The 14,795-nt window shown below is 70.1% G+C and carries 12 protein-coding genes and 1 pseudogene; 6 read left to right on the forward strand and 7 right to left on the reverse strand.

From position 1 onward, the window contains the following. The first annotated feature begins 94 nt into the window (after positions 1 to 94). Complete coding sequence (locus tag IEJ02_RS08315; protein ID WP_191064145.1) at positions 95 to 796, forward strand: TetR/AcrR family transcriptional regulator C-terminal domain-containing protein; 702 nt, start codon at positions 95 to 97, stop codon at positions 794 to 796. Positions 797 to 808: 12 nt separating this feature from the next. Here IEJ02_RS08315 and IEJ02_RS08320 read toward each other — a convergent pair whose 3' ends face one another. The 5 genes from IEJ02_RS08320 to IEJ02_RS08340 form a co-directional block, all read right to left on the reverse strand. Then, positions 809 to 1,282 (reverse strand): SRPBCC domain-containing protein, encoded by a 474-nt coding sequence (locus IEJ02_RS08320; protein WP_191064146.1) that lies wholly within the window; start codon positions 1,280 to 1,282, stop codon positions 809 to 811. Positions 1,283 to 1,447: 165 nt separating this feature from the next. Further along, positions 1,448 to 2,194: a succinate dehydrogenase/fumarate reductase iron-sulfur subunit gene (locus tag IEJ02_RS08325; RefSeq protein WP_137976501.1), complete on the reverse strand. Its 747-nt coding sequence runs from the start codon at positions 2,192 to 2,194 to the stop codon at positions 1,448 to 1,450. After that, complete coding sequence (locus IEJ02_RS08330; RefSeq protein WP_191064147.1) at positions 2,191 to 4,149, reverse strand: fumarate reductase/succinate dehydrogenase flavoprotein subunit; 1,959 nt, start codon at positions 4,147 to 4,149, stop codon at positions 2,191 to 2,193. Before IEJ02_RS08330 ends, IEJ02_RS08325 begins: the two co-directional genes overlap by 4 nt. Positions 4,150 to 4,151: 2 nt before the next feature. Continuing rightward, positions 4,152 to 4,880 (reverse strand): succinate dehydrogenase, encoded by a 729-nt coding sequence (locus tag IEJ02_RS08335; protein ID WP_223863572.1) that lies wholly within the window; start codon positions 4,878 to 4,880, stop codon positions 4,152 to 4,154. Between the two features lie 135 nt (positions 4,881 to 5,015). Continuing rightward, positions 5,016 to 5,597 (reverse strand): TetR/AcrR family transcriptional regulator, encoded by a 582-nt coding sequence (locus IEJ02_RS08340; RefSeq protein ID WP_191064148.1) that lies wholly within the window; start codon positions 5,595 to 5,597, stop codon positions 5,016 to 5,018. Positions 5,598 to 5,839: 242 nt separating this feature from the next. On the opposite strand from IEJ02_RS08340, the gene IEJ02_RS08345 reads away from it, so the two are divergent. The 3 genes from IEJ02_RS08345 to IEJ02_RS08355 all read left to right on the forward strand — a co-directional run bounded on the left by IEJ02_RS08345 (position 5,840) and on the right by IEJ02_RS08355 (position 11,907). Further along, entirely contained in the window at positions 5,840 to 7,666 is a 1,827-nt protein-coding gene (locus tag IEJ02_RS08345) for a flavin-containing monooxygenase (protein WP_191064149.1), read from the forward strand. Positions 7,667 to 7,702: 36 nt separating this feature from the next. After that, a complete protein-coding gene (locus IEJ02_RS08350) occupies positions 7,703 to 9,310 on the forward strand; it encodes an NHL repeat-containing protein (protein ID WP_191064150.1) in 1,608 nt (535 codons plus the stop codon). 131 nt (positions 9,311 to 9,441) lie between these two features. Then, positions 9,442 to 11,907, forward strand: a complete 2,466-nt coding sequence (locus tag IEJ02_RS08355) for an Orn/Lys/Arg family decarboxylase (RefSeq protein WP_191064151.1) — start codon at positions 9,442 to 9,444, stop codon at positions 11,905 to 11,907. A gap of 49 nt (positions 11,908 to 11,956) precedes the next feature. Here IEJ02_RS08355 and IEJ02_RS08360 read toward each other — a convergent pair whose 3' ends face one another. After that, positions 11,957 to 12,919: a zinc-dependent alcohol dehydrogenase gene (locus tag IEJ02_RS08360; protein ID WP_191064152.1), complete on the reverse strand. Its 963-nt coding sequence runs from the start codon at positions 12,917 to 12,919 to the stop codon at positions 11,957 to 11,959. Between the two features lie 437 nt (positions 12,920 to 13,356). Here IEJ02_RS08360 and IEJ02_RS08365 point away from each other — a divergent pair, with 437 nt between their 5' ends. Both IEJ02_RS08365 and IEJ02_RS50730 read left to right on the forward strand, forming a co-directional pair. Then, positions 13,357 to 13,512, forward strand: a complete 156-nt coding sequence (locus IEJ02_RS08365; RefSeq protein WP_191064153.1) for a hypothetical protein — start codon at positions 13,357 to 13,359, stop codon at positions 13,510 to 13,512. Positions 13,513 to 13,570: 58 nt separating this feature from the next. After that, a pseudogene (locus tag IEJ02_RS50730) lies at positions 13,571 to 13,933 on the forward strand (LLM class flavin-dependent oxidoreductase); the annotation flags it as partial. 147 nt (positions 13,934 to 14,080) lie between these two features. Here IEJ02_RS50730 and IEJ02_RS08375 read toward each other — a convergent pair. Further along, a complete protein-coding gene (locus IEJ02_RS08375; protein ID WP_137976495.1) occupies positions 14,081 to 14,779 on the reverse strand; it encodes an alpha-ketoglutarate-dependent dioxygenase AlkB family protein in 699 nt (232 codons plus the stop codon). Between the last annotated feature and the right edge of the window lie 16 nt (positions 14,780 to 14,795).

The following is a 14,795-nucleotide window of genomic DNA, read 5'->3' on the forward strand; positions in this document are numbered from 1 at the left end:
ATGTCGGGACGGCGCGGGGCCGAGGAGGGCACGAGGTAGGTCGCGTACGTCGTACGTGAGGAGTACGGCGTACGCTAGCGTACGATCACTGCCCATGGTGAACTGGGAGAAGGTCGCGCAACCGGCGAAGGCGGCACGAGCCGCGCTGTCCTACGAGGCCATCGCGGTCGCCGCGATCGAGGTCGCGGACGCCCAAGGGCTCGACGCGGTGACCATGCGGAAGGTCGCCGAGCACATCGGCGCGGGCGCCATGTCCCTCTATCGCTATGTCGACAGCCGTGACGACCTGATCACCCTCATGGTCGACCGGGTCAGCGCCGAGGCCATCGCCCCGCCCCCGACCGGCGACTGGCGTGCCGATCTCACCGAAGCGGCCCACCGGATCCGCCAGGTGACCCTGCGCCATCCCTGGCTGGCCCGACACGCTCTCAATGCCGAGGACTTCGGGCCGGGCACGCTGGCGATGACCGAGTCCACCCTGGCCCTTCTGGACGGCCATGGGCTGGACACCGGCGACATGCTCGACGCCTGGCGGACCCTGCTCGCCTTCGTCCAGGGCCATGCCTTCGCCGAGGCCCGCCGGCACGAGGCCCGACAGCGCCTGGCCGACGGGAGCGAGACCGGGCCCGGGCCCTCGTTCCTGGACCAGGCCGCCGAGAGCGGTGAGTACCCGCTCTCCGCGCGCGCCCTGCTGGAGGCCGTTCGGCACACCGATCCGCAGGACGCCTTCGACCGCCGCCTGGGACATGTACTCGACGGCCTGGCCCAGGCGTTCTTCGAGCGCGGCCGGCGGTAGCCGCGGGGCCTCTTACCGAGGCGCTCCGCCCGTCTCGACCAGCTCGGCCAGCTTGTCCAGGGCCATGCGCTGCCCCAGCTCGTTGTCGGCGGCCGGTACGGCGTCGGGGATTCCCTCGTGCAGGAGGTGGACGTCCGTGCCGCCGCCCTCCGCGTCGGTGAGCGTGGTCGTCATCGTCATCGTGGAGCGCAGCGCGGGGTCCGCGCTCTCGAACTCGAGCACCTCGACCACCCGCTCATCCGGCACCAGCCGGGTGAAGCGGCCGTGGTGGGTGTCCGTATGGCCACCCGACTTGCCGGTGCTCGCCGGGTCGTCGTAGACGAGGGAGATGCGGAAGGTGCCCCCTTCACGGGCGTCGAACTCATGCACCCGGCTGGTCATGCCCTCGGGCACCCGCCAGGCCGCGACGGCGCTCGCGTCGAGGAGCGCGCGGTAGACGGCGGAGCGGGGGGCGTTCACCCGCCGGGAGAGACGCATGGCGTACATGCGCTCAACCTAGCGGCCGGACGGCGGGTATATGAACCGATGGCACCGGAGTCGTCGCCCCGGATGTGCGGGGGCGGCGGAGGTCTAGCGTCCGGAAAGACCTCCGCCGCCGGGACACCCCGTCCACGGAGCGTTGTCGAGGGGTGCCGTTCCGGGGGAGTGGGGTCAGCGCTTGACCTTGCGGGTCGCCCGCAGCCACTCCTTGTTCATCGCGGTGATGGAGAACAGCGGGATGCCCTTGGGGCAGGCCGTGGCGCACTCACCGGTGAGGGTGCAGCCGCCGAAGCCCTCGGCGTCCATCTGGGCCACCATGTCCAGCACCCGCGTCTCCCGCTCCGGAGAGCCCTGGGGCAGCACATTGAGATGGTTGACCTTGGCCGAGGTGAACAGCATCGCCGCGCCATTGGGGCACGCCGCCACGCAGGCGCCGCAGCCGATGCACTCGGCATGCTCGAACGCGTAGTCCGCGTCCGCCTTGGGCACCGGAGTGGCGTGTGCCTCCGGAGCGGACCCGGTCGGGGCGGTGATGTAGCCACCGGCCTGGATCACCCGGTCGAACGCGGAGCGGTCCACCACCAGGTCCTTGATGACCGGGAAGGCGGAGGCGCGCCACGGCTCGATGTCGATGGTGTCGCCGTCCTGGAAGGACCGCATGTGGAGCTGGCAGGTGGTGGTGCGCTCCGGGCCGTGGGCATCACCGTTGATCACCAGGCTGCACGCACCGCAGATGCCCTCACGGCAGTCGTGGTCGAAGGCCACCGGCTCCTCCCCCTTGACGATGAGCTCCTCGTTGAGGACGTCGAGCATCTCCAGGAAGGACATGTCCTGGGAGACGCCGTCGAGCTCGTAGGTGGCCATGGCACCGGGGGTGTCGGGGTTCTTCTGGCGCCAGACGCGCAGGGTGAGCTTCATGCGTAGCTCCGCTGGGTGGGGTGAACGTACTCGAAGGTCAGCTGCTCCTTGTGGAGCACGGGGGCGGCGCCGGTGCCGGTGAACTCCCAGGCGGCGGCGTAGGAGAACTCTTCGTCCCGGCGGGCCGCCTCACCGTCGGGGGTCTGGGACTCCTCGCGGAAGTGGCCGCCGCAGGACTCGGCCCGGTGCAGGGCGTCCAGGCACATCAGCTCGGCCAGCTCCAGATAGTCCACGATCCGGTTGGCCTTCTCCAGCGACTGGTTGAACTCCTCGCCGGTGCCCGGCACCTTGATCCGCCGCCAGAACTCCTCGCGGATCTGCGGGATGCGGTCCAGCGCCTTGCGCAGCCCCTCCTCGGTGCGGGCCATGCCACAGAACTCCCAGACCAGCTCGCCGATCTCGCGGTGGAAGGAGTCGGGAGTGCGGTCGCCGTCCACGGCCAGCAGCCTGGCCAGCCGGTCCTCGGTCTCCCGCACGGCCTCCACGGCCGCCGGGTGCGCGGCGTCGACCTCGTCCTTGTGCGGGTTGCGGGCCAGGTAGTCGTTGATGGTCGACGGCAGCACGAAGTAGCCGTCGGCCAGGCCCTGCATCAGCGCGGAGGCGCCGAGCCGGTTGGCGCCGTGGTCGGAGAAGTTGGCCTCGCCGATCGCGAACAGCCCCGGCACGGTGGTCTGCAGGTCGTAGTCGACCCACAGCCCGCCCATCGTGTAGTGGATCGCGGGGTAGATGCGCATCGGGACCTCGTACGGGTTCTCCGCCGTGATCCGCTCGTACATGTCGAAGAGGTTGCCGTACTTCTCCTCGACCGCCTTGCGGCCCATCCGGGCGATGGCGTCGGCGAAGTCCAGATAGACGCCCTGGCCGCCGGGGCCGACGCCACGGCCCTCGTCGCAGACGTTCTTCGCGGCCCGGGAGGCGATGTCGCGCGGCACCAGATTGCCGAACGACGGATAGATCCGCTCCAGGTAGTAGTCGCGCTCGTCCTCGGGGATCTCGGCGGGCGGACGGGTGTCGCCCTTCGCCTTGGGCACCCAGATCCGGCCGTCGTTGCGCAGCGACTCGCTCATCAGGGTCAGCTTGGACTGGTGGTCCCCGGAGCGCGGGATGCAGGTCGGGTGGATCTGGGTGAAGCAGGGGTTGGCGAAGTACGCGCCGCGCCGGTGCGCCCGCCAGATGGCGGTGGCGTTGGAGTTCATGGCGTTCGTCGACAGATAGAAGACGTTGCCGTAGCCGCCGCTGGCCAGCACCACCGCGTCGGCGAAGTACGTGGAGATCCGGCCGGTCACCAGATCGCGGGCGACGATGCCACGCGCCCGACCGTCGACCACGATCAGGTCCAGCATCTCGGTGCGCGCGTGCATCTCCACGTTGCCCGCCGCGATCTGGCGGGACAGCGCCTGGTAGGCGCCGAGCAGCAGCTGCTGGCCCGTCTGGCCGCGGGCGTAGAAGGTGCGGGAGACCTGCACACCGCCGAAGGAGCGGGTGTCCAGCAGACCGCCGTACTCGCGGGCGAAGGGCACGCCCTGGGCCACGCACTGGTCGATGATCTCCACCGAGATCTGCGCCAGGCGGTGGACATTGGACTCGCGGGCGCGGAAGTCGCCGCCCTTGACGGTGTCGTAGAACAGCCGGTGGATCGAGTCGCCGTCGTTGCGGTAGTTCTTCGCCGCGTTGATCCCGCCCTGGGCGGCGATGGAGTGGGCCCGGCGCGGCGAGTCCTGGTAGCAGAACTGGACCACGTGGTAGCCCTGCTCGGCCAGGGTGGCGCCGGCGGCGCCACCGGCCAGCCCGGTGCCCACCACGATGATGGTGTGCTTGCGGCGGTTGGCGGGGTTGACCAGCTTGGCCTGGAAGCGGCGGGTGTCCCAGCGCTCGTTGACCGGCCCGGAGGGGGCCCGGTCGTCCTGGATCGGCTCGCCGACGGTGTACTCGGTGTATTCGCTGTACGAGGTCATGGTCAGCTCACCACTCCGGTCATGACACCGACGGGTATGGAGATGAACCCGGCGGTGAGAACGATCGCCAGGGCGTTGGCGATGGCCTTGAGGGCACGGTCACGGGTGTGGTTGCCCGCGCCGAGGGTCTGCGCGGCGCTCCAGAAGCCGTGCCGGACGTGCATGCCCATGGCCAGCATCGCCACGATGTAGATGACGTTCCCGTACCAGGTGGAGAAGGTGTCCACCACGTTCTGGTACGGATGGCCCTCCTGGAATCCGCCGGAGTGCGTGGTGCCGGTGGTGAGGTCCAGGATGTGCCAGACGATGAACAGGCCCAGGATCACCCCGCCCCAGCGCATGGTCCGGGTGGCATAGCTCATCCGTGGCTTGGTGTGGACGTACTTCTGCGGGCGGGCCTTGATGTCGCGCCGGCTCAGCTGGTAGGCGGACACGGCGTGCAGGATCACCGCGGCCAGGAGGACGATACGGGCGATCCACAGCCCCCACTCATGGTGCAGAACGGGGGCTCCCATGACACGCAGCCAGTGTCCGTAGGCGTTGAACTCCCCGGGACCGAAGAAGATCTTCATGTTCCCGAGCAGGTGGGCGCAGAGATAACCGATCATGATCAGACCGGTCACGCCCATGACGATCTTCTTGCCGAGGGTCGATTGCCAGAAATTGAGCGCCATGGACGGCCGCCGCTCCGCCCGCGTCGGACGCTGCTCCGGCCGCGTTGTCAATGCCATGAACACGACGGTAGAACCGGGCGGGTCAAAAGGGCCAAGATATGATTCTGATCATCTCGATAGGCGATGCCTATCGAGGGCCGCTCGGATCCGGCCACGCTTGACATCGTCGTCCGCGCGGCCAGGGAAATCCGGTCAGCGGAAACCCTCGTGGGTGATGGCGAGCGCCTGGCGGAGAAGGTCCACGACGTCGTGCTCGCGGCGTTCGAGAGCCGTCTGCCCGACGACGCGGAAGGCGGCAAGGAGGGTCGCGGCGAGGACCTGGGCCCGCAGGGGCGTGTCCGGCCCGGCGGGGAGGCGCTCCTCGACGGCCACGGCGAGATCGCGCTCGGCGGCGGCGTAGGTGGCGACCAGCTCGGGCAGCAGCGCCGGGTGCAGGCGCAGGGTCCGGTAGCGCTCCTCCTGCTCCGGGTCGTCCGCGAACTCGGTGGCGTGCCGCTCGGCGGCACCGATGACCGCCGCCATCAGGGATTCCCGCGCCGGGCGGGCGCGGATCAGCTCGACCAGCCGGACCGTGCGCGCCCGGTCGTGGTGCAGCAGCGCCTGCTCCTTGCTGGCGAAGTAGTTGGAGAAGGTGCGCCGGGAGACGGTGGCGGCATCGGCGATGGCCTCCACCGTGAGGCTCTCGACGCCGTGCTCGGCGGCGAGGCGTACGGCGGCGTCGTGCAGCGACTGGCGGGTCGCCGCCTTCTTGCGCTCGCGCAGGCCGGTAGTCATCGCGGATGAGCATACGGGAGAAGGCTGATTCTTGCCCACTGGGAAAGGTTGCGCACTGGGAACGTTTCTGTGAGGCTGAGCCCGCGCCGCCGATCAGCGGTCGGCCGAGCGGCCGTGGCCGGTCAGTCGCCAGTCGACCAGCTGGCCGACCAGCCGCCGGTCGACGCTCCCGGATGCCATCCGAGCTCCGGACGGCATCCCAGCCCGCACACCTTCCGACGCCAGAGGCCCGAGGACCCCCTATGCCCACCCCCCATCGCCCGCCCACCGCCACCACCTCCACGGACACCGAGGAGCTGGGATTCGACCCGGACGCCCTGCGGGCGAAGTACCGGGCCGAGCGCGACCGCCGGATCCGCCCCGACGGCAACAAGCAGTACCGGCGCATCGCCGGGGAGTTCGGCTCGTACGCCCAGGACCCGTATGTGAAGCCGGGGTTCACCCGGGAGCCGCTGAACGACCGGGTCGAGGTGCTGATCATCGGGGGCGGATTCGGCGGTCTGCTCGCCGGTGCGCGGCTGCGGCAGGCCGGTGTGCGGGAGATCCGGATGATCGAGCAGGGCGGTGACTTCGGCGGGACCTGGTACTGGAACCGCTATCCGGGCATCCAGTGCGACATCGAGTCCTACGTCTATATGCCCCTGCTCGAGGAGGTCGGCTACGTACCACGGTGGCGCTACGCACCCGGCGAGGAGATCAGGCAGCACGCGCGGGCGATCGGGCGCCACTTCGACCTCTACCGCGATGTCTGCTTCCAGACCCAGGTGACCGAACTCCACTGGGACGACACCGAGTTGGTGTGGACCGTGCACACCGACCGGGACGACCGCATCCGGGCGCGCTATGTGGTCATCTCCAGCGGAACACTCAGCCAGGCGAAGCTCCCCGGCATTCCCGGGATCGAGACGTTCCAGGGGCGTACGTTCCACACGAGCCGCTGGGACTACGACTACACCGGCGGTGACGCGACCGGTGGTCTGCACAAACTGGCCGACAAGCGCGTGGCCCTCATCGGCACCGGCGCGACCGCCATCCAGGCCGTGCCACACCTGGGACGGGACGCCGAGCACCTGTATGTGTTCCAGCGCACGCCATCCTCGGTCGATGTGCGCGGCAACCGCCCCACCGATGAGGGGTGGGCCGCATCGCTCACCCCCGGCTGGCAGCGGCGCCGCAGGGACAACTTCCTCGCCATCGTCACCGGCGGCCAGGTGGATGAGGACCTGGTGGACGACGGCTGGACGAGCACCGCCCGGCTGCAGCAGAAGCTCATCCCGACCGACAGCTACGCGGACCTCCCGGCCCAGGAGCGCGAACGCCTCTACGAGCTCGCCGACTTCCAGAAGATGAACGGGATCCGCGACCGAGTGGACTCCATCGTCGAGAACACGGCGACGGCCGAGGCGCTCAAGCCCTGGTACCGCTATATGTGCAAGCGCCCCACGTTCAGCGACACCTATCTGGACACCTTCAACCGGCCCAATGTCACGCTGGTGGACACGGCCGACCACGGGGGAGTCGAGCGCATCACCGAGAACGCGGTCGTGGTGGGCGGCGTCGAGTACGAGGTCGACTGCGTCATCTTCGCCACCGGTTTCGAGGTCGGCCGCTCCGGGGTCACCTCCGGGTTCCTCCCGGTGTACGGCCGGGGCGGCGTCACCCTGACCGAAGCCTGGAAGAACGGCCCGAGGACGCTCCACGGGTTCTACAGCCACGGCTTCCCGAACCTCTTCCAGCTCGGCCCGCTGCAGAACGCCAGCGCCGTCAACTATGTGCACATCCTCGATGAGCAGGCCGTTCATGTGGCGGAGGTGCTCGCCGAGGCGCGCAAGCGCGGGGCCCGGTATGTCGAGCCGACCGCCGAGGCCGAGTCGGCGTGGCGCGCCACGATCCGTGAGAAGGCGGCGGACCTGTACGCCTTCCATGCCGAGTGCACCCCCGGCTACTACAACAACGAGGGCATGCCGAGGGAGCGCAGCGAGTCCTTCGGCGACGGGCCGATCGCCTTCCACGAACTGCTCAGGCACTGGCGCGCAAACGGCGGCATGGACGACGTCCTGGTCGTCTGACAGACGATGTGTGCCACTTACGTACAAGGAGCGACCATGCACCCCAGCCGATTCGACGACACCGGCCGTACGCAGGCCACGAGCGACCGCCTTCAGGTGCGACGACTCACCCGGGCGAACCGGCTGTGGGGTTCCAACGGCGTCACCTTCGGCCCCGACGGGCGGCTGTACGTGGCGCAGTTCCTCGCCGGACAGATCAGCGCCGTGGACCCGGCCTCGGGTGACATCGAGGTGGTGGTGCCGCTCGACGGTCCGGTGGAGGCGCCGGACGACCTGGCCTTCGGGGCGGACGGCTCGATGTACATCGCCGATCTGACCCCCGGCCGGGTGTGGCGGCGCGGCTCCGAGGGCGCGTACACGCTCGTCTCCGACCAGGTGTCGGTGCCCAACGGCATCACCTGCGTCGGCGACCGCCTCTTCGTCAACGAGATGAAGATGAACGGCCGCCTGATGGAACTGTTCCCGGACGGCGGCGACCCGGCCGTGCTGACCGACGGCCTGGCCCTGGGCAACGCGATGCAACTCGGCCCGGACGGCTGTCTGTACTACCCGCAGATGATGCGTAACCAGGTCTGGCGCATCCCGCCCGACGGCGGGGTGCCCGAGCTGGTGGCCGAGGAGGTGGACGACCCGGTCGCGGTGCGGTTCGACCGGGGCGGCGTCCTCGTCGTCCTGTCCCGTGGCAGGGCCGGACTGGTGACCCGCATCGATCTGAACACCGGGGCCCGGTCGGTCGTCGCCACCGGTGTCGTGGGGCTGGACAACGCCGCGTTCGACCACGAGAACCGGATGTTCGTGTCCAGCTTCGCCAGTGGCGGGATCGCGGAGGTGCACACCGACGGCCGGACCCGGGTGGTGGTCCCGCAGGGGTTCGACGGGCCCTTCGGCATCACGGTCGACCTCGGTGGCACGGTGTACGCGGCCGACCACTTCCGCCTGGCGAGCCCGGATGACACCGGCCACGACGGGCAGGAGCCCGGTGTCGTCACCCATGAGCTGATGTACGCCGTGCACAACGTCACCGCCGACGACGGTCTGCTGCACCTCACCTCCCAACTCGGCGATGTGCGCACCCACGACCCCGAGAACCGGACCACGCGGATGCGCGCGACCGGGCTGGACCAGCCCACCGGAATAGCCGTCGCGCCGGACGGGGCCCTCGTGGTCGCCGAGACCGGTGCCGGCCGCATCCTGCGCATCGATGACACCGACACCCTCAGTGTGCTCGTCGAGGGACTCGACCACCCCCTGGACGTCGCCTACGACGGCCGAGGGCGCTGCTACGTCAGCGACGACCGGCGCGGCGCGGTGCTCCGGCTGGAGGACGGCGAGGCTGTGGTCATCGCGGACGGGCTCGGCGAACCGCAGGGGCTGGCGGTGCGGGGCGACGAGTTGTTCACGGTGGAGGTCGCGCACCGGCGGCTGCGGGCGATCTCGCTCACCACGGGTGGGAGCAGGATCGAGGCCGAGGACCTGGCGGTCGGCCTGCCGCCCGGCATCACCCGCACCGAACCCGAGCCGATTCCCGGAGTCCCCGGCCGCCCGCGCCAGTTCGCCGGGCTCGCCGTCGCACCGGACGGGGCCCTCCTCGTATCGGCCAACGGGGAGGGGAGTGTGCTGCGTCTGGACGCGCGAGCCGAGTGAGCCGCCGCGGCTCCAGGATCCCATCCCGGGTGATTTTCCCTCCTTCGTGTGGTCTTCCAGTTGCATCCCCCCATGTGCCGGTCCGTTCCTGAACACTGGACGGACAGGGGAGGCACGCCGAGGAGGGGGATATGGCGGGCAACACGGTTCTGTTCGCGGTGCGGGAGCACCCCGGGGACGACACGGTCGGAGCGGAGCAGCTGCGCAGGATCCGCAAGGAGCTGGAAGCCGGCGGTTTGGTGGTGCGGTGGGCCGGCACCGGAGCCGATGCCCGGACGGTGTTGCGCACCGAGGCCGGTCTGGCCGCCGCGCTGGTGGACTGGGGGCTCGACTCGCGCGGCGGCGCGGACGGCGGACCGGGCGGTCCACCGCGCCACGAGCCGGACGGCGAACCGGGCGGCGAGCCAGGTGGAGAGCCGGGTGGCGCCGCGGTGCTGCGCCAGGCCGGCCGGCGGTTCCAGAATCTGCCGGTCTTCCTGATCGCGGCCGATGAGGGCCTTGAAGAACTGCCGCTGTGGGTGTCGGAGACCGTGGTCGGCTATGTCTGGCCGACGGAGGACACCGCCGCCTTCATCGCCGGACGGATCTCCAGCGCCGCCCGCGCCTACCGCGAGGCCGTTCTGCCGCCGTTCTTCAAGGCGCTGCGCCGCTTCGACGACACCCATGAGTACTCGTGGCACACCCCGGCCCACTCCGGCGGCGTCGCCTTTCTGAAGTCACCGGTGGGCCGGGCCTTCCACGACTACTTCGGGGAGCGGCTCTTCCGCAGCGATCTGTCGATCTCGGTCGAGGCGCTCGGTTCGCTGTTCGAGCACACGGGCCCGATCGGCGACGCGGAGCGGAACGCCGCCCGGGTCTTCGGCGCCGACCTCACCTATTTCGTCCTTCACGGCGACTCCACCTGTGACCGCCTGGTCGGCCACTTCAGCGTCACCCGGGACGAGATCGCCCTGGTGGACCGGAACTGTCACAAGTCGGTGCTGCACGGTCTGGTCGTCTCCGGCGCCCGGCCGGTCTATCTGATCCCCACCCGCAATGGCTACGGACTGTCCGGGCCGCTGCCCCCGGACGAGATCCAGGCGGGCACGGTGGCCGCCCGGATCGCGGGAAACCCGCTGACGCGCGGCGCGCTCTCCGCCGAGGCCCAGTACGCGGTCTTCACCAACTCCACCTATGACGGGCTGTGTTACGACGCCGTGCAGGCCGCCCGAGGGCTCGCGGCCAGCACCCCACGGGTCCACTTCGACGAGGCATGGTTCGCCTACGCCCGTTTCCACCCCCTCTACGCCGGGCGCTATGGCATGTCGGTGGGGCCCGACACCTTCCCCGGCCCGGACCGGCCCACCGTCTTCGCCACCCAGTCCACCCACAAGCTGCTGGCCGCGCTCTCGCAGAGCGCCATGGTGCACATCAAGCCCGCGCCCCGGGCCCCGGTGGAGCACGACCGGTTCAACGAGGCGTTCATGATGCACGGCACCACCTCGCCGCTGTATCCGATGATCGCCTCCCTGGATGTCGCCACCGCGATGATGGACGGGCCACAGGGCCACTGGCTGATCGACGAGGCGGTGGCCGAGGCGGTCCGCTTCCGCCAGTCGGTGGTGCGCATCGGGCGCCGTATCAAGGCCGCCGGGGACCGCCCCACCTGGTTCTTCGGAATCTGGCAGCCGGAGACGGTGACCGACCCGGCCAGCGGTGAGCGACTGCCCTTCGACGAGGCCCCGGCCGAGCTGCTGCGCACGGACCCCTCGTGCTGGGAGCTGGAACCGGATGCCGAGTGGCACGGTTTCCCGGGGCTCAGCCAGGGCTACTGCATGCTCGATCCGCTCAAGGTGACCGTGACCTGTCCGGGAATCGACGCAAGTGGACGGATGGCCGATTGGGGCATCCCCGCGCGGGTCCTCACCACCTATCTGGCGACTCGGCACGTGGTGGTCGAGAAGACGGACAGCTACACCACCCTGGTCCTGTTCTCCATGGGCATCACCAAGGGCAAATGGGGGACGCTGCTGGACGCCCTGATGGACTTCAAGGCCCTCTACGACGAGGACGCACCGCTGGACCGCGTCCTGCCCGACCTGGTCGCCGCGTACCCCGGCCGCTACACCGGCCGGACCCTGCGTGAGCTGTGCCAGGAGATGCACGACCAGCTGCGTGAGGTGAGCCTGGTCCAGCTGCTGGACACCGCCTTCCAGGAGCTCCCGGAGCCGGTCGTCCCGCCACAGCTCTGCTACCAGCGACTCATCCGTGGCGGCACGGAGCGGGTGGGGCTTTCCGAGGCGGCGGGACGGGTGGCTGCGGCCATGGTCACCGTCACTCCACCCGGTATTCCGGTGCTGATGCCCGGCGAGGGCATCGGCACGCCCGACGGCCCACTGCTGCGTTATCTGACCGCGCTGGAGACGTTCGACCGGCGCTTTCCCGGATTCCGCAGCGAGACCCATGGCGTGACCCTCGACCCGGAAACCGGCGACTACCTGATCGAGTGTCTGTCCCGGGGCGAGGAGGTTCCCCGAGCGGCCCTGGGCGATGCGCGCGAGCTCGCTGTCCCGGCTCCGGCGGCGGCTCCGGCCACCGCCCCGGCGGAGCGCCCCTGAGTCCGTCGGCCGGGCCCGCCGCCAGAGCGGCGGGCCCGCCCCGACGGACTCAGGACAGGTCGACCCACACCTTTCCCGACGCGGTGTACGCGGCGGTGAACGCCTCTTGGACGTTGTCGAGGGGGTAGCCGTCGCTGACCACCGCGCCGAGCCGGGGTGGGGTCTGGGACTCCAGCGCGCTGACGGTCTGTGCGAAGTCCACCGGATGGTCGTAGATCATGCTGCCGATGAGGGTGATCTGCCCCGCCACCAGATCGCGCGGCGAGACCCCGAGCGGGGCGGTGTTCATCCCGATCAGCACGGCCGTGCCGTGTTTGGCGAGCCGTCGCAGCCCCTGCTCGACGACGCCGGGGGCTCCGGAGGTCTCGAAGAGACAGGGGAGCCCGTCCGCGTTCGGTGGCAGGGGCGTCGCGCCGAGGGAGCACGCGCGGTCCAGCCGGGCCTCGTTGGGCTCCTGGACGAACACCGCCACCCCATGGCCGACCAGCGCCTGGCACAGCAGCAGACCCTGGGAACCGGCCCCGATCACCAGGCAGCTCTGCCCGGGTGCGATCCCCGAGCGCCGCATCGCCGCCCGTGCCACCGTCGCGGGTTCCACACAGACCAGGTCCTCGAGGGGCAGATGCGGAGCGACCGGCCATACGAACGCGGCCGGGGCCACCACGTAGTCGCTCAGCAGACCGGGGACCGTCAGTCCCACGGCGGCCCGGCCCTCACAGGCCGACGTCCGCCCGGCGTGGCAGGGTTCGCACGTCAGACAGCAGTAGTCCGGTTCGATGACCACGTCCTGGCCGATGCGCAGACCGCTGACCGCACGGCCCAGCTCGACGATCCGCCCCGCCCCCTCGTGACCCAGGACCCAGGGCAGGCTCGGTGGTCGCCGGCGTCCCGCGTGCACCGCGAGGTCGGAGCCGCACAGCCCCGTGCCCCGCATGCGGATCAGCACATCCCCCGGTCCGCAGGACGGCTCCGGCACGGACACCACGGACAGCGCACCCGGCTCCGTCAGCACGGCGGCCCTCAAGAGAACGCCTGCTTTCCGATGGGACGCGCCGTCGGCATCATGCCAAGAGCGTGCCACACATGATCCGCGCGGCGGTAGACCACGCCACCTGCCCCGCACCACCTGCCCACCTGACCGAGTCCCTGGCCACCGCACACCTCGTACGCGTACGCTGTGTGCGCAATCGCCCTACCCGACTGTGGAGTTGGAACGGCCATGTACACGGGCATCGGCACGGCGCCGGTGCCACCGGCCGGGGAGGACCCGCGACGCCGTGCTGTAGGGCTGTGCGTTCCGGCTGATCCGGCGGGACGGCCATCTCGTGTCGCAGAACCAAGACCCTGGACCACGACTGGTGTACCACCTACCGCTTCACCACCGAACCCAGAACCTATGACGCCTGGGCCGGTGTCGGTGAGGGCAACGGTCCGGCCATCCTGGCGGCGATGCGCCGGCGCAGGCGCGCCATCGACAAGGGGCAGGTCTTCCTCACCAACAACATGTTCACGATCGTGGAGGACGGCCATGAGAAGGTCACCCTCCTCGTCGATCCGGAACAGCGCGCCCAGGTGCTCGACACGTACTGGGGCGCTCGCGACTGACGGAACCAGTGCCGCCACCTCCGTCCCGGCCCGTAGCCCGTCCGGCCGGACCCGGCCCATGGCCCGTCCCCGCCAACGGTCCCGACCAGCCCGCCGCCGACGACCAGCAGATGAGAGTGATGATGCGGCACGGGTGGCCGAGCGGATCGCCACGCTGGATCTGCTCTCCGACGGGCGTGTGGACTTCGGCACGGGCGAGTCCACCACCCCCACCGAGCTGGGCGCATTCGGAGTGGAGCGTTCCGCCAAACGGGACCAGTGGGCGCAGGCGGTGGACGCCGTCGCCCGTATGTTCGTCGAGGAGCTCTTCGCCGGGTGCGGGCGCGTACGTGTCCGCTCCGGTCCGCGATGTGCTGCCCAACCACGGCAGAAACCACATCCGCCGATGTGGATGGCCTGCGGAAACCGGGACGCGATCCGCATCGCGGCCACCAAGGTCGTCTCCCGCTACGAAGAGGTCCGGGCGGCGCTTCCCCGGCCTTCGGCTGGGCGTTCCCGCCTCCGAGATCGGCCACAGCGAGAACCCGTTCATCCGCTCGCTGACCGCGTTCCCCGTCGAGTTCGAGGCTCAGCAGCCCGCGGGCGCGGGGTGATCGCGGGACGGCGCCGGATCGGCCAGGCCGGTGACCCGCATCGTGATGTTCAGCCGGCCGGACTTCAGTCCGGTGGCCGGGTCGCCGGTTCCCGGCAGGATCTTGGGGACGGCGTGGTAGGCGTAGCGGGAGGGGCCGCCGAAGACGAACAGATCCCCGGAGGCGAGTTCGAGGTCGGTGTACGGCTTGGTGCGGGTCTCGGTGTTGCCGAAGCGGAAGACACAGCTGTCGCCGATGGTGAGCGAGACCACCGGGGCGGATGATCGCTCGTCCTTGTCCTGGTGCATGCCCAGTTTCGCCTGGGCGTCGTAGAAGTTGATGAGTGCGGTGTCAGGGGTGTAACCCTCACCGGCCGTTTCGTCGTCGTATGCGTCGGCCAGGGCGCGACGGCCCAACTCGACCATCCAGCCCGGGAATTCGGCCACCCGCGCGCCGTTCACATCGTCGGCGGTGCGGGTGTACGCATAGGGCTGCCAGTGCCAGCCGATGCACACCGTCCGCACCGACATGACGCCCCCGCGCGGCAGCTTGGTGTGCCGGATCGGGACCGGACCGGTGGCCCAGCCCCGGCAGGCGATGACCAGCTCCCGCTGCTGCTCGAGGGTGAGCCAGCCCGGCACATGGACGGCGCCGGGGGCCACCTCGAGGCGTGGGCGGGGGATCAGGGCGTTCATACGGGGGATTCTCCGC

It is taken from the genome of Streptomyces sp. 5-10 (genome assembly GCF_014712245.1).
Lineage (GTDB): Bacteria > Actinomycetota > Actinomycetes > Streptomycetales > Streptomycetaceae > Streptomyces > Streptomyces violaceusniger.

Coding starts and splice junctions, on each gene's coding strand:
- IEJ02_RS08315 (WP_191064145.1), top strand. CDS start 95: ATGGTGAACTGGGAGAAGGTCGCGCAACCGGCGAAGGCGGCACGAGCC.
- IEJ02_RS08320 (WP_191064146.1), bottom strand. CDS start 1,282: ATGTACGCCATGCGTCTCTCCCGGCGGGTGAACGCCCCCCGCTCCGCC.
- IEJ02_RS08325 (WP_137976501.1), bottom strand. CDS start 2,194: ATGAAGCTCACCCTGCGCGTCTGGCGCCAGAAGAACCCCGACACCCCC.
- IEJ02_RS08330 (WP_191064147.1), bottom strand. CDS start 4,149: ATGACCTCGTACAGCGAATACACCGAGTACACCGTCGGCGAGCCGATC.
- IEJ02_RS08335 (WP_223863572.1), bottom strand. CDS start 4,880: ATGGCATTGACAACGCGGCCGGAGCAGCGTCCGACGCGGGCGGAGCGG.
- IEJ02_RS08340 (WP_191064148.1), bottom strand. CDS start 5,597: ATGACTACCGGCCTGCGCGAGCGCAAGAAGGCGGCGACCCGCCAGTCG.
- IEJ02_RS08345 (WP_191064149.1), top strand. CDS start 5,840: ATGCCCACCCCCCATCGCCCGCCCACCGCCACCACCTCCACGGACACC.
- IEJ02_RS08350 (WP_191064150.1), top strand. CDS start 7,703: ATGCACCCCAGCCGATTCGACGACACCGGCCGTACGCAGGCCACGAGC.
- IEJ02_RS08355 (WP_191064151.1), top strand. CDS start 9,442: ATGGCGGGCAACACGGTTCTGTTCGCGGTGCGGGAGCACCCCGGGGAC.
- IEJ02_RS08365 (WP_191064153.1), top strand. CDS start 13,357: ATGCGCCGGCGCAGGCGCGCCATCGACAAGGGGCAGGTCTTCCTCACC.
- IEJ02_RS08375 (WP_137976495.1), bottom strand. CDS start 14,779: ATGAACGCCCTGATCCCCCGCCCACGCCTCGAGGTGGCCCCCGGCGCC.